Below are 17,430 nucleotides of genomic sequence, written 5' to 3' on the forward strand. Positions count from 1 at the left end.
CGAGCACCGAACCGGATCGGAGCAGCCCATGTCACCACGGAACGCCATCGAGGTCAGCGGCCTCGACAAGTCCTTCGGCCGATTCAAGGCCCTCGACGAACTGGACCTGACCGTCCGCACCGGAGAGGTCACCGGGTTCCTCGGCCCCAACGGGTCCGGCAAGTCCACCACCATCCGTGTCCTGCTCGGGCTGCTGCGCGCCGACTCCGGCAGCGTGCGCCTGCTCGGCGGCGACCCGTGGAAGGAGGCCGTCACCCTGCACCGGCGTCTGGCCTACGTTCCCGGTGACGTGTCGCTGTGGCCCGACCTCACCGGCGGCCAGGCCATCGACCTGCTGGGGCGGCTGCGCGGCGGACTCGACGCCCGACGCCGACGGGAGTTCCTGGAACGCTTCGAACTGGACCCCACGAAGAAGGCGCGCACCTACTCCAAGGGCAACCGGCAGAAGGTGGCGCTGGTGGCGGCGCTGGCCTCCACGGCGGAGCTCCTGATCCTGGACGAGCCCACCTCGGGCCTGGACCCGCTCATGGAGGCGGTGTTCACCGACTGCGTGCGAGAGGTCAAGGAGGCCGGTCGCACGGTCCTGCTGTCCAGCCACATCCTCTCCGAGGTGGAGAAGCTCTGCGACACGGTCACCATCATCCGCGGCGGCCGAACCGTGGAATCGGGGACCCTGTCCGACCTGCGCCACCTGACCCGTTCGACGGTGCGGGCCGAAGTGGACGCGGACGCGACCGCGCTCAAGGACCTGGCCGGTGTGCACGACCTGACCATCGACGGCGCCACGGTGACCTTCGCGGTGGAACACGACCACATGGGCACGGTGCTGCACGAGCTCACCGCGCTGGGCGTGCGTTCCCTGGTGAGCAACCCGCCGTCCCTGGAGGAGCTGTTCCTGCGCCACTACGGCGACGAACTCACCACCGTCGACGGTGCCGGGAACAAGGGGAAGCGGTCATGAGCGCATTCACCGGAACCGGCACGCTGATCCGGTTCGCCCTGTTCCGTGACCGACTGCGTCTGGCGATCTGGGTCGTGGTCCTGGCCGGGCTGACCGCCGTCAGCGTCCCCACCCTCGACGAGATGTTCTCCGATCCGGCCGAACGCCAGGCGCGGGCCGCGCTGATGGACTCTCCCACCGGGATCGTGTTCGGCGGCCCCGGGTACGGCCTCGACGACTACACGCTCGGCCCGATGCTGGTCAACGAGATGACCATGAGCCTGCTCATGGCGATGGCGGTGATGAGCGTCCTGCACATGGTCCGGCACACCCGGGCCGAGGAGGAGAGCGGCCGCGCCGAGCTGCTGCGCGCCGGAGTGTTGGGGGCGAGCGCGCAGACCGCGGCGGCCCTGATCACCCTGGCACTGGCCCACCTGCTCATCGGAGGGCTGATCGCGGCCTCCATGGTGGCCTTCGACCTGCCGGTGCCGGACTCGATCGCCTACGGGCTCGGGCTCGCCCTGGCCGGGATCTCCTTCGGGGCGATCGCGGCGGTGTGCGCACAGGTGTCCGAACACGGCCGCTCCGCCGCCGGGCTCGCCTTCCTGGTCATCGGCCTGCTGTTCATGTTCCGAGTGGTGGGCGACATCGCCGAGCAGGGCGGCAACGTCTGGTCCTGGCTGTCGCCGTTCGCGTGGCTACAGCAGGCCCGACCCTTCGACGACCTTCGGTGGGAGCCGCTCGCCCTGTACGGGGTGTGCGTCCTGGTGCTGTTCGTGGTGACCTACGCGCTGGCGCGCCGCCGCGACGTGGGCGCCGGTCTGGTCGCCGCCCGGCCCGGACCGGCCGGCGCCGGAAGGCTGCTGCGCGGGGTGTTCACCCTGCACCTGAACCAACAGCGTGGCGCGATCGTCGCGTGGGCGGTGGCGGTGCTCGCCTTCGGGTACGCCTTCGGTTCCCTGACCACCGAGGTCGCGGAGATGCTGGATTCCGCGCCCGAACTGGCGGCGATCCTGGGCGGCGACGCCGACGACCTGGTCGACGGGTTCCTCGCGGTACTGACCACCTACGTCGTCATGGCCGCCTCGGCGTACGGGACGCTGTCGGTGCTGCGGGCGTGGTCGGAGGAGAACGCCGGCCGCGCGGAGCTACTGCTGTCCACCGCGGTGGGCCGGGTGCACTGGTTCGGTTCGGCCCTGGCCGTGGCGGCACTGGCCACGGCGCTCATCCTGGTGTCCGGCGGGCTGGGGCTGGGTCTGGGCGCCTCGGTGGCATTGGAAGACGCCGGGTGGACGTGGCGGACGGTGGAGTCATCGCTCTCGCAGTTGCCCGCCGCGTTGGTGTTCGGAGCACTGGCCGCGCTGCTGTTGGGGATCGCGCCACGACTGCTGCCGCTGATCTGGCTGTGGTTCGGGTACAGCCTGGTGGCCACGATGCTGGGCGGACTGTTCGAGTTCCCCGAGGAGTTCATGAACCTGAGCGCCTTCGAGATCCTCGCCAGGCCGCCGATGGAGGCGTTCGAGACGGCGCCGTTCCTGCTCTACCTGGGCGCGGTGCTGCTGGCCGGCGCGCTGTCCCTGTCCGGGTTCCGCGACCGCGACCTGGTCACCGCCTGACGGGCCCCGGGCCGGACCGCCTTCGGGGTTCACTCCCCGGGGGCGGTCCACTCGCGCGCGGCGTCGCGCAGCCGGGTCAGCCGCTCCCAGTGCTGGGCGACGGTGTCCCGCCCCATGGGGGTGAGACCGATGGTGGTGCGGGGGCGGCCACCGGTGCTCTTGGTGACGGTGACGATGCCGCCCCTCTCCAGCTTGGACAGGTGGCTGGAGAGGTTGCCCTTGGACAGTCCGGTGATGCGCTGGAGGAAGAGGAAGTCCGCGTACTCACAGGACAGCAGCGCGCTGGTGATCGCCAGGCGCGAGGGTTCGTGCACCAGGCGGTCGATCTCCGCCATGTCCTCGAAGGGCGTGCCCATGGTCAGTCCGTCCCGTTCTCGCTCACCGGAGTGAGGGTCCGCACCAGCGTACGGTGGTCCAGCAGCCCGTTCACCACGAAGACGAGCCCGGCCACCAAGGGAACCATCACCGGGTACTCCCACTCGACCGGATGGACACCCGAAGGCGTGATCGCCCCCAGCGGGAGCAGGCTGAAAGCCAGCACGAGTACGGCGCCGGCCAGGTAGTGCCAACGGTCGCGCGGGTAGGAGCAACCGACCGCGACCAGGCAGACGCCGACGAAGACGCCGAAGACCCACCCGCCCTGGACGCCCAGCACGTTGGTCACGCTCATCAGAGCGATATAGCCGCAGACCAGCGCGATCGGCAGCAGCACGACCCACAGGACGCGCTTCGTGGTCCAGCGGGGGCGCACCTTCCCGAACCGACGCCGGTAGTAGCGCTGGGTGACGATGAACAGGCCGGCGATCAGGAGCATCCCGACCGGGAACAGCTCCGCCCACGGGCCGCTCCCCGAGAGCGGAACGAAGGCCGCCCAGAGCCCCAACAGGCCCAGAAGAGCCGTGTACAGCCCTTGGTAACCGCTGAAGTCAGAGGTGACCGCGCGGATCCTCTCCAGGCGATCGATGTCGTGAGGGGTGTTCATTCGAACCTCCGGTTTGTACCGCAAACCTTTCTTCGACCGTACGCGGAGAAGGTTCGGTTTGCAACGCAAACCTCAGGGATGTTCCGCCGGGCAACGGGTATCCCGCACGACGAGGACCCCGCACTTCCCCGGAAGGAACCGCCGTGACCGGCACCGACGCCCCATCTCCCGCACCTCGAAGGAGACGCCTCTTGATCGTGGTCGCCGTGGTGGCCCTCGTACTCGTGGTTCTGGTGGGCCTCATGTGGGTGATGCAGCGATCGGTGATCTACGTGCCCCTCATCGGCGAACCCCCGGCCGCTTCGGAGGTGATCGAGGGCGCCGAGGACGTGCGGCTCGACACCGAGGACGGCCTCGAACTCGGCGGCTGGTTCGTCCCGCCCCGAGGTGAGGATCGCGAGGCCGCCGTGCTGGTGACCAACGGCAACGCGGGCAACCGCGAGAGCCGGGCGCCCCTGGCCCGGGCACTGTCGGCGGAAGGGTTCTCGGTGCTGCTGTTCGACTACCGCGGCTACGGCGGCAACGAGGGCTCCCCCTCCGAGGAAGGGTTGCTCGCCGACGCCCGGGCCGCCGCCGACCACCTGGCCGAACGAGGGTTCGCCGCCGACCGCACGCTCTACTTCGGGGAGAGCCTGGGCGCGGCCGTGGCCACCGGCCTGGCGGTCGAACGCCCGCCCGCGGCGCTGTTCCTACGCTCGCCGTTCAGTTCCCTGGCCGATCTGGGCGCCCACCTCTACCCGTTCCTGCCGGTGCGACTGATGTTGTGGGACCGCTATCCGGTGGCGGAGCAGGTGGCGCGGATGGAGGTCCCCACGAGTGTGATGATCGGGGACGTCGACGCGATCGTTCCGGCCGAACAGAGCCACGCGGTGGCGGAGGCGAGCGCGAACCTGTTCGAGGAGGAGGTCCTGTCCAGGGCCGGCCACAACGACGCCGAGCTGATCCACGGCCCTCGGGTGATCGAGGCGTTCGTCCGCCTCGCCGACCACGCGCTCTGACCGGCCCCGGGCCGGCGGGTCAGCCCGGCAGGTGGCTCAGGGCCCAGGCGGGGGCCAGGACCACGATGAGGAAGCGGGCCAGGCGGGTGACGAAGGTGACCACGCAGAACAGGACGAGGTTCATCCGGACCACCCCGGCGAGCACCGAGACCACCATGAACGGCGGGACGCTCGCGAAGGAGCTCAAGGCCAGCAGCCCGGCGCCCCAGACCGGGCGGTCCTCGGCCTTGGTCCGCCAGCCGGCCATCCGCGTCGCCCATTTGCCCGGGGTGGCGGCCTTGCGTTTGAGCCAGGGCGCGGTGATCGTCCCCTTGCCCACGTAGTAGTAGGGGATCTTGCCGAGGGTCTGCCCCACCGCGGCGGCCACCGCCATCGCGACGAGGGCGCCGTCGTCCAAGGTGGCGACGGCGCCCAGCAGGTACACCTCGATGTTGAGGATCGGGACCAACCCGCCCGCCGTGGCGACCACGAAGGCCAGGAGGGTCTCGCCCATGTCGGCGTTACTTCTCGGCGGCGGCGAGCTGTCCGCAGGCGCCGTCGATCTCCTGGCCACGGGTGTCGCGGACGGTGACGGACACCCCGTGCGACTCCAGGCGCCGCACGAACTCGCGCTCGTCCTCAGGGCGCGAAGCGGTCCACTTGGACCCCGGGGTGGGGTTGAGCGGGATGAGGTTGACGTGCACCAAGTGCCCCTTGAGGAGCTTGCCGAGCAGGTCGGCCCGCCAGGCCTGGTCGTTGATGTCCTTGATCAGCGCGTACTCGATGGACACGCGGCGGCCGGTGGTGCCGGCGTAGCGCCAGGCGGCGTCGAGGACCTCGCCGACCTTCCAGCGGGTGTTGATCGGCACGAGTTCGTCGCGCAGCTCGTCGTCGGGGGCGTGCAGGGAGATCGCGAGGCGTACCTGCATCTTCTCGTCGATGAGCTTGTTGATGGCGGGGACCAACCCGACGGTGGAGACGGTCACGCCGCGCTGGGAGATGCCCATGCCGTTCGGGACCGGGTCGGTGATCTGGCGGACGGACTGGAGCACCCGCTTGTAGTTGGCCATGGGCTCGCCCATGCCCATGAACACGATGTTGCTGATCCGCCCCGGACCGCCGGCGACCTCACCACGGGCCAGGTCACGGCCGCTCGCGATCACCTGTTCGACGATCTCGCCGGTGGACAGGTTGCGGGTCAGGCCCGCCTGGCCGGTGGCGCAGAACGGGCAGTTCATGCCGCAGCCGGCCTGGGAGGAGATGCACAGGGTGACGCGGTCCGGGTAGCGCATCATGACCGACTCGAACATGACCCCGTCAAAGGCCTTCCAGAGGGTCTTGCGGGTCATCCCCTTGTCCGCGGTCAAGTGTCGGACCGGAGTGAGCAGCGTGGGCAGCAGCGCCTCACCGAGCTTCTCCCGGGAGTCCTCCGGTAGGTCGGTCATGTTGGCGGTGTCCGACTCCAGGGCGCCGTAGTAGTGCTTGGCGATCTGTTTGGCCCGGAAGGGCTTCTCGCCCAGCTCCTTGACGACGTCCTGGCGTTCCTCCAGGGACAGGTCGGCCAGGTGCCGGGGCGGCTTGGCGCGGCGGGGTGCGACGAAAGTGAGCTCGGCGGGCATAAGTATCCGTAACGAGTGGAGTCGGTGGACTGCGCCCGGCGCGGAAAAGGTGTGGCGCCGCGGGTCGTTATACGACTTATACGCGGCTGCGGCATTGCTCCGCCTGTCAGGGCACTACCGTCGAGTCTACGCGCAGTGTGGACAGCCCGGACGGGTGCAGGCCCCTACGGTGACCACCACAACACGACTACCCCCTGGGTCGACACACACGTGGGAGAGCCGGTGACCGAGATCGACGTCCTGCTCGATGAGATCAGCCCCTACCAGAGCCGCCGCGTCGTCGTCGAATGCGACTCCCACACCACCGCCGCCTACCTGTTGGACGCCCGCGAGCGCATCCGCGTCCCGGTGTGGCTGGCCAACCACGAGAGCGCACCGACCGAGGTGCAGCCCGGTGACCTGTATCAAGGCCGGGCCCCGCTGATGCCGGAGGCCTACACCAAACATCCCCAGGGACGGCCCCGCTTCGACCCGGACTCGTTGCGCGCGGTCTGGTTCGAGGAAGGCGACGGCGTGGCCCTGCTCGACGAGGAGGGGCTGCTCGCGGTCATTCCCGGTTGGGCGGACGCCGACAGCGGGCTGCCCGGGTACGCGCGTGAGGCGATCGGCCGCAGCGCCTACGCGTGGGAGTTGGACTCGGTCAAGCGCCGGCTGTGGCCTCGGGTCGTGCACGCCGAGGCCTACTGGGACTGGCGTCGGGCCTCGGGTGCCTGGCGGAGCGTGCAGCGCACGGTGCTCGGCCACCTGAACCGTCGGGTGGGCGAGGCCGGCCACTACTGGGACGTGTCCGACGGGCATCCGCCGTTGCTACGGCTGTCGGAGCGTCCGCCGACGAAGGAACGACCGTTCACGATCCTGTCGACGGTCGGCATGTGCGGGCAGCGGATGCCGACCCTGGACCGGTACATGGCCGACACCTCCCACCACGCCCGGGTGGAGTTGGCGCTGGCCACGACGTTGCCCGCGCATCACGCGGCGCGGATCTTCCGGTGGATCGGCGCCTTCCCCTGGCGTGCGGTCACCTGGTTCGGCACCGGCCACACGGTCAAGTGGCTGGACAACCCCGAGGACCGGACGATGCGCCGGGGCGCGGGCGCGGTGCTGCTGCTGGAGGACCCGGCCCCCCTGGTCACCGATCCCGACCGCCTGCCACCGGACACCTCCGGGCTGTCCTTCCAGGGCGACCCGGTGAAGTGGCTGTGGATCGTGCCGATCACCCGCCCCGAGCACCTGTTCGCCAAGGAGCACGACAGCGCCACCCTGGTGGAGAAGCTCGCGGCGGAGGGCCGCAGCTGGGTCCTGGACTGAGGACCTCTCCCTCGCGCCGGAAAACCGGTTGACCCTCCCTTCCCGTTCCACGAGCATTCTCCGGTCGGGGCGGTTCGAGGCGGGAACGGGTGTGCGGCATGGGCCGGGTGGAGAAGGTCGGCGCGGGGTCGAGGATGGGGCTCACGGCACCGCTCCGGCATCCGAACTTCCGCGCGTTGGCGCTGGGCCGGGTCCTGATGTTGTTCGGCAACGGTATGGCGAACGTGGCGTTGGCCTTCGCCGTGCTGGACGTGACCGGGTCGCTCACCCAGGTGGGTCTGGTGGTGGGCGCCCGGTCGGTCGCGAACGTGTCCCTGCTGTTGTTGGGCGGGGTCCTCGCCGACCGGCTACCGCGTGCCCTGGTGATGCAAGGCGCCTGTGCGCTCGCCGCGCTCACCCAGGGGTTCCTGGCCTTGGCCCTGCTCACCGGGGTCGCCACGTTGCCGCTGATGGTGTTGTTGAGCGTGCTCAACGGGGCGGCGGCCGCCGCCAACCTGCCCGCGGCCGCCGCGCTCACCCCGCAGACCGTGCCGCACACGCTGCTGCGTCAGGCCAACGCGCTGGTCGGGATCGCCAAGCAGCTGGGTCTGTTCGCGGGGATGTCGATGGGCGGCGTGGCCGTGGGTCTGCTGGGTCCGGGGTGGGCGATCGGCGCGGACGCCGTGATGTTCGCCGCCGCCGGGGTGGCCTTCCTGTTCCTCCGGGTGCCGTCGACGGCGGCGCCGGAGCGGAGCAACGTGCTGCGCGACCTGGTGGAGGGCTGGAGCGAGTTCGTGGCCAGGCCGTGGGTGTGGATCATCGTGTTGCAGTTCATGGTGGTCAACGCCGGCTGGTCGGCGACCACCGCGGTGCTGGGTCCCGGGATCGCCGACGAGACGTTCGGGCGGACCATGTGGGGGCTGGTGATGGCGGCCAACAGCGTGGGGCTGCTGGTGGGCGGGGTCCTGGCGGCACGCTGGCAGCCACGGCGGGCGCTCTTCTACGGCACCGCGCTGGTCACCGTGCAGACCCTGCCGTTCTTCGTGCTGGCCGACCCCTCGCCGGTGGTGCCGCTGCTGTTCGCCGCGATGTTCGTGGGCGGGGTCGCGGTCGAGCAGTTCACCGTGGCCTGGGAGGTGTCGGTACAGGAGAACATCCCGCCGGAACGGCTCTCGCGGGTGTACTCCTACGACGCGTTGGGGTCGTTCGTGGCCATGCCGATGGGTCAGATCGCGATCGGGCCGCTCGCCGAGTCGATCGGCCCGGACCGGTCCCTGTTGATCGTCGCCGGGTCGACGATCGCGGCGACGCTGCTGGCCGTCGCCGCGCCGAGCGTGCGCTCACTGCACCGCCGGTGACCGACGCGCGGGCGCGGAGCCCGTGCGTCGATCGCGGACCTGCCGGAACACGTGGTGCAGTCGGACCATGTCCTCGTCGCTGAAGCGTTCGACGAAACGGAGCAGGGTGGCTCCGGGGTCGGGGCCAGTGCGCAGGACCTCGCCCATGACGCGCGCCGTGTACTCGGCGTGTGTCTCCCTGGGCCAGTAGGTCCAAGCCCGCCCGGTCTTCTCGCGCTCCAGCAGCCCCTTCTGATGGAGGATGTTGGCGACGGTCATGACGGTCGTGTAGGCGAGATCACGGTCGTAGACCATGTTCTCGCGGATGTCGCGGACCGGCAGCGGCCCCTCCGCGCGCCACAGGGCGCACATGATGGCCGCCTCCAGCTCCCCCAGGCCCCTCATGGTTCTCCCTCGCCCCGACGTTCCGGCCGTTCATAGGCGAATCGTAGGCGGGGCGGTGGCGGCGCCGAGGGGAAATCGAGGAGAGCACGCAGATCCGTACATCCATGGCGACGAACACCGGCGTTTCACGGCTGAGAGCGCGGATCGCACCGTCGGCTCGGGGCTCCCCCGACACGAGTCGCCGGAAACGTGTGTCGCGTCACATCCCGGTCGACCGAAGGTGGTCACAACGCCGCGATCCGAAAATCCCCTCAAACAGGGACGAACGAGGCGCGTCGACTACCCAGTGCGCAGGCGTGCACACGAAACAGGGAGGTTCGTGTGAAAGATTGTTAGGTATCTCCCAGTTTCAACAACCGTCGCGTTCCCGTCAGGGAGGTCCGTACAAGTAGCCTTGTACCCGACGAGTGCCGGCCTGGTCAGATACTCCTCACACGGGGAGCGACTCCATGCTTCTTCGAGCCCGCCAAGCCGGCAGCCACCCGTCTTTCCTGAACATTCACAAGCGAGCAGCGGAAGTGGGCGATCTCCGCCGTGTCGTCTGAGGCGTCTCAACCCCTGACAGATTTCGGCCCGAACGAGTGGTTGGTCGAGGAGCTTTACCAGAAGTACCTCACCGACCCGAATTCGGTTGACAAGGCTTGGTGGAACTTCTTCGCGGACTACAAGCCCGCGGACTCGGCCGGCGGGAAGGGTGGGGCCACTGCGACCGCTAAGGCGCAGACCGAGAAGGCCCCTTCCGCTCCCGCGCCGAAGAAGAAGGCCGCTCCGGCCTCTGCACCCAAGAACAACGACGATGGACTCCAGGTCAAGGAGGAGCGGCTGCGTGGCGCGGCCGCCCGTACCGCGACCAACATGGACTCCAGCCTGACCCTGCCCACCGCGACGAGCGTGCGCGCGGTGCCGGTCAAGCTGCTGTTCGACAACCGCATCGTCATCAACAACCATCTCCGACGCAGCCGCGGTGGGAAGATCTCCTTCACCCACCTCATCGGCTACGCCATGGTCAAGGCTCTCGAGTCGATGCCGGAGATGAACCACTCCTACACGGAGGTCAACGGTAAGCCCGGCGTCGCCAAGCCCGAACACGTGAACTTCGGTCTGGCGATCGACCTCCCCAAGCCCGACGGCTCCCGTCAGCTGGTCGTGCCCTCCATCAAGAAGTCCGACGAGATGGGCTTCGACGAGTTCTGGAGCGGCTACGAGGACCTGGTCCGCAAGGCCCGCAACAACAAGCTGGGCGTGCCGGACTTCCAGGGCACCACGATCAGCCTGACCAACCCGGGCGGCATCGGCACGGTGCACTCCGTGCCGCGCCTGATGCCCGGCCAGGGCACCATCCTCGCGGTCGGTGCCATGGAGTACCCGGCCGAGTTCCAGGGCGCTTCCCAGGACACCCTGAGCGAGCTGGGCATCAGCAAGGTCATGACGATCACGTCGACCTATGACCACCGGGTCATCCAGGGCGCCCAGTCGGGCGAGTTCCTGCGACGCATCCACCAGCTCCTGCTGGGCGAGGACGGTTTCTACGACGAGATCTTCAACGCTCTGCGGATCCCTTACGAGCCGGTCCGCTGGGTCCAGGACATCCACGTCAACCCGGCCACCCAGCTCGACAAGACCACCCGGGTCCAGGAGCTGATCCACGCCTACCGTGTGCGCGGCCACCTCATGGCCGACACCAACCCGCTCACCCATGAGCAGCGCAAGCACCCGGACCTGGACGTGCTCGAACACGGCCTGACCCTCTGGGACCTGGACCGCGAGTTCCCCACCGGGGGCTTCGGCGGCAAGCAGGTCATGAAGCTTCGCGACGTTCTGGGCGTGCTGCGCGACACCTACTGCCGCACGGTGGGTATCGAGTACATGCACATCCAGAGCCCGGAGGAGCGGGAATGGATCCAGTCGCACGTCGAGCGCGAGCACGAGAAGCTCGACCGTGACGAGCAGCTGCACATCCTGCACCGGCTCAACAGCGCGGAGGCCTTCGAGACCTTCCTTCAGACCAAGTACGTGGGTCAGAAGCGCTTCTCCCTGGAGGGTGGAGAGTCGCTGATCCCGCTGCTGGACGGTGTGATCTCCAAGGCCGCCAAGGCCGAGCTGGACGAGGCCGTCGTCGGTATGGCCCACCGTGGTCGTCTGAACGTACTGGCCAACATCTGTGGCAAGTCCTACGGGCAGATCTTCGGTGAGTTCGAGGGCAACCTCGACCCGCGCAGCGCGCACGGCTCCGGTGACGTCAAGTACCACCTGGGCACCGAGGGAGTCTTCGAGACCCGCGAGGGCGACAAGATCCAGATCACGCTGGCCGCCAACCCGTCCCACCTGGAGACGGTCAACCCGGTCGCCGAAGGCATCGTCCGCGCCAAGCAGGACGTGCTCGACAAGGGCCCGCACGGTTTCACCGTGCTGCCCATCCTCATCCACGGTGACGCGGCGTTCGCCGGGCAGGGTGTGGTCGCCGAGACCCTCAACCTGTCCCAGCTGCGCGGTTACCGGACCGGCGGCACGGTGCACGTCATCGTGAACAACCAGGTGGGCTTCACCACCTCGCCGTCCGACAGCCGCTCCAGCGTGTACGCCACCGACGTCGCGCGCATGGTGCAGGCGCCGATCTTCCACGTCAACGGGGACGACCCCGAGGCCGTGGTCCGGGTCGCGAACCTGGCCTTCGCCTACCGTCAGGCGTTCAACAAGGACGTCGTGATCGACCTGGTCTGCTACCGGCGTCGTGGGCACAACGAGGGCGACAACCCCGCGTTCACCCAGCCGCTGATGTACGACGTCATCGACGCCAAGCGTTCCACCCGCAAGCTGTTCACCGAGTCCCTGATCGGGCGCGGTGACATCACGGTGGAAGAGGCGGAGTCGGCGCTGCGCGACTACCAGAGTGAGCTCGAACGGGCCTTCACCGAGACCCGTGAGGTCGAGAAGAAGCCGATCGAGCCGGGCTCCGTGGTCAAGCCCGAGGTGTTCACCGAGTCCCGCCTGGACCACTCCAAGGTGGAGACGGCGATCTCCTCCGAGACCGTCAAGCGGGTCATCGACACCCAGGTGAACCTGCCCGACGGCTTCACGCCGCACCCGCGTCTGGCCCCGCAGCTGACCCGTCGCGCGACCATGGTCGAGAACGACGTGATCGACTGGGCCACCGGTGAGCTGTTGGCCTTCGGGTCGCTGCTGTTGGACGACCACCCGGTCCGTCTGGTCGGTCAGGACACGCGCCGCGGCACCTTCGGTCAGCGCCACGCCACGTTGATGGACCGCGACACCGGCGAGACCCACACGCCGTTGAAGAGCTTCGACAACGGCACCACGAAGTTCCTCGCCTACGACTCGCTGCTGAGCGAGTACGCGGCGCTGGGCTTCGAGTACGGCTACTCGCTGACCCGTCCGGACTCCCTGGTGATGTGGGAGGCGCAGTTCGGTGACTTCGTCAACGGCGCCCAGACCATCATCGACGAGTACATCAGCGCGGGTGAGCAGAAGTGGGGCCAGCGCTCCAGCGTCACCATGCTGCTGCCACACGGCTACGAGGGTCAGGGCCCGGACCACTCCTCGGCCCGCATCGAGCGGTTCCTCCAGTCGTGCGCGCAGGAGAACATGACCGTCGCGATGCCGAGCACCCCGGCGAGCTACTTCCACCTGCTGCGTTGGCAGGCCAAGTCGCCGTTGGAGCGCCCGCTCGTGGTGGCCACGCCCAAGTCGCTGCTGCGTCTGAAGTCCGCGACCTCGGCCGCCGAGGACTTCACGTCGGGCTCCTTCCAGCCGCTGATCGGGGACGACTCGATCGCGCCGGAGAAGGTCCGTCGTGTGGTTATCTGCTCGGGCAAGATCTACTACGACCTGGACGCGGCTCGTCGCAAGAGCGGGGACAAGCACACCGCGATCATCCGCGCGGAGCGGCTGTACCCGCTGCCGATCGAGGAGATCCGCGAGCAGCTCAAGGCCTACCCGAACTCGGGCGAGGTCCTGTGGGTCCAGGAGGAGCCGGCGAACATGGGTCCGTGGCCCTTCGTCGCGCTGGTCTTCTCCGAGCAGCTGGACCGTCCGTTCACCCGGATCTCGCGTCCGGCCTCCTCCGCGCCCGCGGCCGGTTCGGCCAAGCGCCACGAGGCCGAGCAGCGTGCCCTGGTGGACACGGTGTTCCCGCCCGCCGAGTAGCGACGGAAGATCCGATGTACTTCACCGATCGCGGAATCGAGGAGTTGGAGAACCGCCGTGGCGAGGAGGAGGTCAGCTTCGCCTGGCTCGCCGAGCAGCTGCGGGTGTTCACCGACATCAACCCCGAGTTCGAGACGCCCGTCGAACGGCTGGCCACCTGGTTGGCCCGGATGGACGATGAGGACGAAGAGTAGTAACACCGCGTCGCGCTGAGCGCGCGGTGCGCCGGCCGAGGGGCCCGGGTCCACGTGGACCCGGGCCCCTCGTGCGTGTCCGGGGTCGTGGCCGGCCTCGGGGTCTCCCCCGAGGATCCCCCGATTCGACCCCGAAATCCGCGACATATCTTGAGTTCGCCGCAGACGCGATATATCGTGAAGGCATCGAGAGCGAGCGGAAGGGTTCACGATGGCAAGTTGGACCATCGACAGTCCGATGACGCACACCTTGGACGGCATTGTCGCCCTCAAGGTGCGGATCGTCGGCGGACAGGTCAACATCATTCCCACCGACGACCCGGTGACCTTCGAGATCAGCGACATCGAAGGCGAGCCCCTGGAGGTCACTCAGGAGGCCGGGATCCTCACCATCCACTATCGGGACCTGACCGGTCAGGGATTCCTCGACCGGCTCAAGCCCCTCCAGCTGACCGCCTACAAGAACATGCGCTCCCGCCGGGCCACCGTGAACCTGAGGGTCCCCCGGGACTGTCCGGTCGAGGTGACCACGGCCACCGCGCCCGTGGTGGCGGCCGGGCTCACCGCCCGCACCAGGATCAGGACCGCCACCGGCGAGGTCACCCTGGACGAGGTCTCGGGCGAGACCGACCTGAACACCGCCGACGGCAGCGCCTCGGTGCGCGGACCGGGCGGCACCCTGGGCTTCAACAGCGCCACCGGACAACTCGCCGTGGCCGGTGGCCGCCTGTCGGAGCTGCGGGCCAAGACCGTCTCCGGTTCGGTCCTGGTGGACACGGACCTGTCGGCCTCGGCCCGTGTCCGGGTGACCACCGTGTCCGGTGAGGTGGCCCTGCGGGTGCCCGCGGAGAGCTCCGCCAAGGTCGAGCTGCGCGCCGTGACCGGCGGGCTGGACTCCGACTTCGGGTTGGACCGCAACAACGCCCCGGCCCGCAACACCCTGAGCGGCAAGATCGGCATGGGCGTGGAACCCGCCTCCATCAGTGTCAACAGCGTGTCCGGCCGGACGGCGCTGCTGCGCCGTGCGCCCGAGGTTCCGGCCGCGATCCCTGAGGGGGCCTGATGAGCACCATCTTCGGCCACGGCAGACTGCGCCTGTACCTGCTCAAAATGCTCGACGAGAGCCCACGCCACGGCTACGAGATCATCAGCCTGCTGCGCGACCGCTTCCTGGGCGTCTACTCGCCCTCCCCCGGCACCATCTACCCCCGGCTCGCCCGGCTGGAGGAAGAGGGGCTGGTCACCCACACCGAGGAGGGTGGCCGCAAGGTGTACAGCCTCACCGACAAGGGACGTGAGGAGCTGCGCGCCCGCGAGAGCGACCTGGACGACCTGGAGCGGGAGATCACCGACTCGGTGCGCGACATCGCCCGGGCGGTCAAGCAGGACGTGCGCGCCACCATCAGCTCCCTGCGCGACGAGCTGAAGTTCACCGCGGGCGGGGCCCGCCGTGAGGGGACCGAGCGCGCCGAAAGGGGCGAGGCCTCCGAGGGCGACGAGGAGGACCGGAGCCGCCGTGAGAAGGACCGTGCCCGGGACTGCGGGGACAGCGGCGTCTGGGCCCGTGAGTGGGAGCGGTTCGCCCAGGGCTTCGGCTCGTTCGGTGCCGCTTGGGGCCGCACCGATTCCGAGCCCCGAGGCGAAAGCACGGGCGAGGGCGAGGGCACCGACGAGAAGACCCGGCGCGAAGAAGCCGGGCGCGAGGGGCCCGAGTTCGAACAGGCCCTGAAGGACTTCTCGGTTCGCGTGCGCGACATGGTCCGGGGCGCCGGTCAGGTCGGCGGGTCCGCCGCCCACGACCTGCGCCGCATCCTCGACGACACGGTCGAGGTGATCCGTCGCGACATGGGCCGGTGGGGGCCGGCCGATAGGGAACGCGGCGGAGCCGAACCGGCCGCGGACGAGGGCGACAAGGGCACCGAGCCCGAGGACGAGGGTTCCACCGAGGAACCGAAGGCCCGACCGATGCCGCCCACGGGCGACGACCCCTGGTCCACCGCCACCGGCGAGGACCGGGAACCGCGCGGCTGATTTCGCGCCCATAAGGGGCCCGGGAGACCACACGGGGGCGTGGTCTCCCGGGTCCCTCGTCTCACCATCCGACCTAGAAGGAAGAACCGGTGTTGGTCCCGTACACGATCGAGCAGGACGAGGGCGGGGTGTGGTGCGCTCACGCGCGCCTGTCTTCGGGGGCGACCGCGCGTGGGGAGGGGGACACCCCCGACGCCGCCCTGGCCGACCTGCGCCGGGCGTTCGATCTCCTGAAGGAGGAGTTCGGCTCGTCCGTGGAGTTGATGTGATGCTCCCGGCGTCGCACGAGGTCAGAGCGCGGCCAGGCCCACCAGGAGCGCCAGACCGACGAAGGCCATGAGGCCGGTCGGTATCCATCTGAGCCAGGACAGGTCACCTCTGGTGGCGGGCAGGTCCGACCATCGGCGGGCCCCGACCACGGCCGCGGCCACGGTCGAGAACACCCCGACCGCCCACACCCACGGGGAGACCAGGTGCCAGAAACCGGCGAGGTGGACGTACCAGAGCAGCGCGACCGTGAGCGTCCCATAGGCGACCAGACCGGCCCGGTCCGTGGGACGGCGCAGCGTACTCCAGGGGCGACGCCGGGCGGCGAAGCCGAGGAACAGGACCCCCGGTAGCAGTGCCAGGACCACGGTCGCGGTGGCGTACAACCGCTCCCCCGCCACGTTGTCCGGGCTGGGTTCATCGATCCCGAGCAGACGGATGCCGATGTCCTCGCTGTACCGGTGCGTGTTCGACAGGACCACGGCGCCACGGTCCCCGGAGTAGCCGATCCAGGCGGTGTGGCCATTGGTGGTGGCGTTCCCACCGTGCGCGGTGATCCGCCGGCCACCGAGGATCTCCACGTACCAGCCCAGTCCCTGTTCGCGGCGGGCGACGTCGCCCGCCGCCACGGGTTCGGCCGCGCCGGCTCCGGGCGCGGAGCCGTCCATCATCGCCGCGAGGAGCAGGCCGAGGTCGCTCGCCGTCGTGGTCACTCCGCCCGAGGGCCCGGACGCGACCGTACGGTCCAGGTCGATGGCCCGGCCCCGGTCCGCGTCGTGCACGACGGGGTCGGCCCCGCCCTGGTCGGACCACACGCGGGTGTGCTCCATGCCCAGCGGCTCCAGGAGGCGTTCGCGGACCAGGTCGGCGTAGTCGACCCCGGCTCCGGCCGCCAGCGCGTGCCCGAGCAGGCCGAAGCCGGTGTTGGAGTAGACGTTGGCCCCTCGTAGTTCGGGGTCGACACGAGCCTGTGCGGCCACCTCTCCAAGGAAGTCGTCGACCGATTCCGTGGGGTCGGGGTGGCGTTTGGCGACGAACTGCCAGAGGGTCTGGGGCAGGGTCGTCTCCTCCCGGGACAGTCCCGAGGTGTGGGTGGCCAGTTCCTCGACGGTGAGGTCGGCGATGGCGGGATCGGCGGGGTCCAATTCCGGCAGCAGTTCACCCACCCTTGTGTCCAGAGCGAGCTCGCCCCGATCGACCATGTCGGCGAGCAGCATCCCGGGCAGCACCTTGGCCACCGACGCGGACCCGAAGGGGGTGTCCTCGTCCACCCGCTCTCCCTCGTCGCCGACCGAGCCGAGGCCCGCCGAGCGGACGCGGTACCCGCCCTCGGGATCGGGCTCGACGAGGGCCACGGACAGTCCGTGGTAGCCGGTGGTGTCGCCGATCCCCTCCCGTACCGACGCCGCGACCCCGTGGTCGCCCTCGACCCGGTCGTCGAGTTCGTAGGGCCTCGGGATCAGGGTCACCACTCCGACGGCGGTTACCACGACGGCCAGGGCCATCGCGATCCGTCCACCGGTTCCTCGGGTCTCGTGCGCGGTCGGGGAGGTCGGTTCCATGAGGGGCGTCCCAGGGGGTTGAGGCCGTTCGAACGGCGTGATTCCAACC

Annotated in this window: 16 protein-coding genes; 10 read left to right on the plus strand and 6 right to left on the minus strand. The window is 69.3% G+C overall.

Going from position 1 to position 17,430, the window contains the following annotated elements; translation table 11 throughout:
- Nucleotides 1–28: 28 nt before the first annotated feature.
- A complete protein-coding gene (locus BQ8420_RS18005; protein WP_087100297.1) occupies nt 29–961 on the plus strand; it encodes an ABC transporter ATP-binding protein in 933 nt (310 codons plus the stop codon).
- On the plus strand, nt 958–2,556 hold the full coding sequence (locus tag BQ8420_RS18010; RefSeq protein WP_087100298.1) for an ABC transporter permease: 1,599 nt from the start codon (nt 958–960) through the stop codon (nt 2,554–2,556). The genes BQ8420_RS18005 and BQ8420_RS18010 overlap by 4 nt, the downstream gene beginning before the upstream one ends.
- 29 nt (nt 2,557–2,585) lie before the next feature.
- Here BQ8420_RS18010 and BQ8420_RS18015 read toward each other — a convergent pair whose 3' ends face one another.
- Together BQ8420_RS18015 and BQ8420_RS18020 are read right to left on the minus strand one after the other, a co-directional pair.
- Nucleotides 2,586–2,912 (minus strand): transcriptional regulator, encoded by a 327-nt coding sequence (locus BQ8420_RS18015; protein ID WP_087100299.1) that lies wholly within the window; start codon nt 2,910–2,912, stop codon nt 2,586–2,588.
- Between the two features lie 2 nt (nt 2,913–2,914).
- Nucleotides 2,915–3,538: a hypothetical protein gene (locus BQ8420_RS18020; RefSeq protein ID WP_087100300.1), complete on the minus strand. Its 624-nt coding sequence runs from the start codon at nt 3,536–3,538 to the stop codon at nt 2,915–2,917.
- A 197-nt stretch (nt 3,539–3,735) separates the two neighbouring features.
- Here BQ8420_RS18020 and BQ8420_RS18025 point away from each other — a divergent pair, with 197 nt between their 5' ends.
- On the plus strand, nt 3,736–4,536 hold the full coding sequence (locus BQ8420_RS18025; RefSeq protein WP_235006344.1) for an alpha/beta hydrolase: 801 nt from the start codon (nt 3,736–3,738) through the stop codon (nt 4,534–4,536).
- Nucleotides 4,537–4,555: 19 nt separating this feature from the next.
- Here BQ8420_RS18025 and BQ8420_RS18030 read toward each other — a convergent pair whose 3' ends face one another.
- Both BQ8420_RS18030 and rlmN read right to left on the minus strand, forming a co-directional pair.
- Entirely contained in the window at nt 4,556–5,029 is a 474-nt protein-coding gene (locus tag BQ8420_RS18030; RefSeq protein ID WP_087100301.1) for a hypothetical protein, read from the minus strand.
- A 7-nt stretch (nt 5,030–5,036) separates the two neighbouring features.
- Complete coding sequence (gene rlmN / locus BQ8420_RS18035) at nt 5,037–6,134, minus strand: 23S rRNA (adenine(2503)-C(2))-methyltransferase RlmN (RefSeq protein ID WP_087100302.1); 1,098 nt, start codon at nt 6,132–6,134, stop codon at nt 5,037–5,039.
- Nucleotides 6,135–6,356: 222 nt separating this feature from the next.
- Here rlmN and BQ8420_RS18040 point away from each other — a divergent pair, with 222 nt between their 5' ends.
- Both BQ8420_RS18040 and BQ8420_RS18045 read left to right on the plus strand, forming a co-directional pair.
- Nucleotides 6,357–7,442, plus strand: a complete 1,086-nt coding sequence (locus BQ8420_RS18040; protein WP_087100303.1) for a suppressor of fused domain protein — start codon at nt 6,357–6,359, stop codon at nt 7,440–7,442.
- Between the two features lie 98 nt (nt 7,443–7,540).
- A complete protein-coding gene (locus BQ8420_RS18045) occupies nt 7,541–8,779 on the plus strand; it encodes an MFS transporter (protein ID WP_087100304.1) in 1,239 nt (412 codons plus the stop codon).
- Here the strand turns inward: BQ8420_RS18045 and BQ8420_RS18050 are convergent.
- Nucleotides 8,762–9,163: a BlaI/MecI/CopY family transcriptional regulator gene (locus BQ8420_RS18050; protein WP_087100305.1), complete on the minus strand. Its 402-nt coding sequence runs from the start codon at nt 9,161–9,163 to the stop codon at nt 8,762–8,764. The two genes, BQ8420_RS18045 and BQ8420_RS18050, sit on opposite strands and share 18 nt — an antisense overlap.
- A 534-nt stretch (nt 9,164–9,697) precedes the next feature.
- On the opposite strand from BQ8420_RS18050, the gene BQ8420_RS18055 reads away from it, so the two are divergent.
- The 5 genes from BQ8420_RS18055 to BQ8420_RS18075 all read left to right on the plus strand — a co-directional run bounded on the left by BQ8420_RS18055 (nt 9,698) and on the right by BQ8420_RS18075 (nt 15,821).
- Complete coding sequence (locus BQ8420_RS18055; RefSeq protein WP_087100306.1) at nt 9,698–13,327, plus strand: multifunctional oxoglutarate decarboxylase/oxoglutarate dehydrogenase thiamine pyrophosphate-binding subunit/dihydrolipoyllysine-residue succinyltransferase subunit; 3,630 nt, start codon at nt 9,698–9,700, stop codon at nt 13,325–13,327.
- A gap of 14 nt (nt 13,328–13,341) precedes the next feature.
- Entirely contained in the window at nt 13,342–13,521 is a 180-nt protein-coding gene (locus tag BQ8420_RS18060) for a DUF6104 family protein (protein WP_087100307.1), read from the plus strand.
- Nucleotides 13,522–13,732: 211 nt separating this feature from the next.
- Entirely contained in the window at nt 13,733–14,584 is an 852-nt protein-coding gene (locus tag BQ8420_RS18065) for a DUF4097 family beta strand repeat-containing protein (protein WP_087100308.1), read from the plus strand.
- Nucleotides 14,584–15,552 carry a PadR family transcriptional regulator gene (locus tag BQ8420_RS18070; RefSeq protein ID WP_087100309.1) on the plus strand — a complete coding sequence of 323 codons (969 nt, stop codon included), beginning with the start codon at nt 14,584–14,586 and terminating at the stop codon, nt 15,550–15,552. Before BQ8420_RS18065 ends, BQ8420_RS18070 begins: the two co-directional genes overlap by 1 nt.
- Nucleotides 15,553–15,641: 89 nt before the next feature.
- Nucleotides 15,642–15,821, plus strand: coding sequence for a hypothetical protein (locus BQ8420_RS18075; protein WP_087100310.1), 180 nt, complete (start codon nt 15,642–15,644; stop codon nt 15,819–15,821).
- 21 nt (nt 15,822–15,842) lie between these two features.
- Here the strand turns inward: BQ8420_RS18075 and BQ8420_RS18080 are convergent, their stop codons facing one another.
- A complete protein-coding gene (locus BQ8420_RS18080) occupies nt 15,843–17,381 on the minus strand; it encodes a serine hydrolase (protein WP_087100311.1) in 1,539 nt (512 codons plus the stop codon).
- Nucleotides 17,382–17,430 lie beyond the last annotated feature (49 nt).

The sequence above is a fragment of the Nocardiopsis sp. JB363 genome (assembly GCF_900143625.1).
Classification (GTDB): domain Bacteria; phylum Actinomycetota; class Actinomycetes; order Streptosporangiales; family Streptosporangiaceae; genus Nocardiopsis.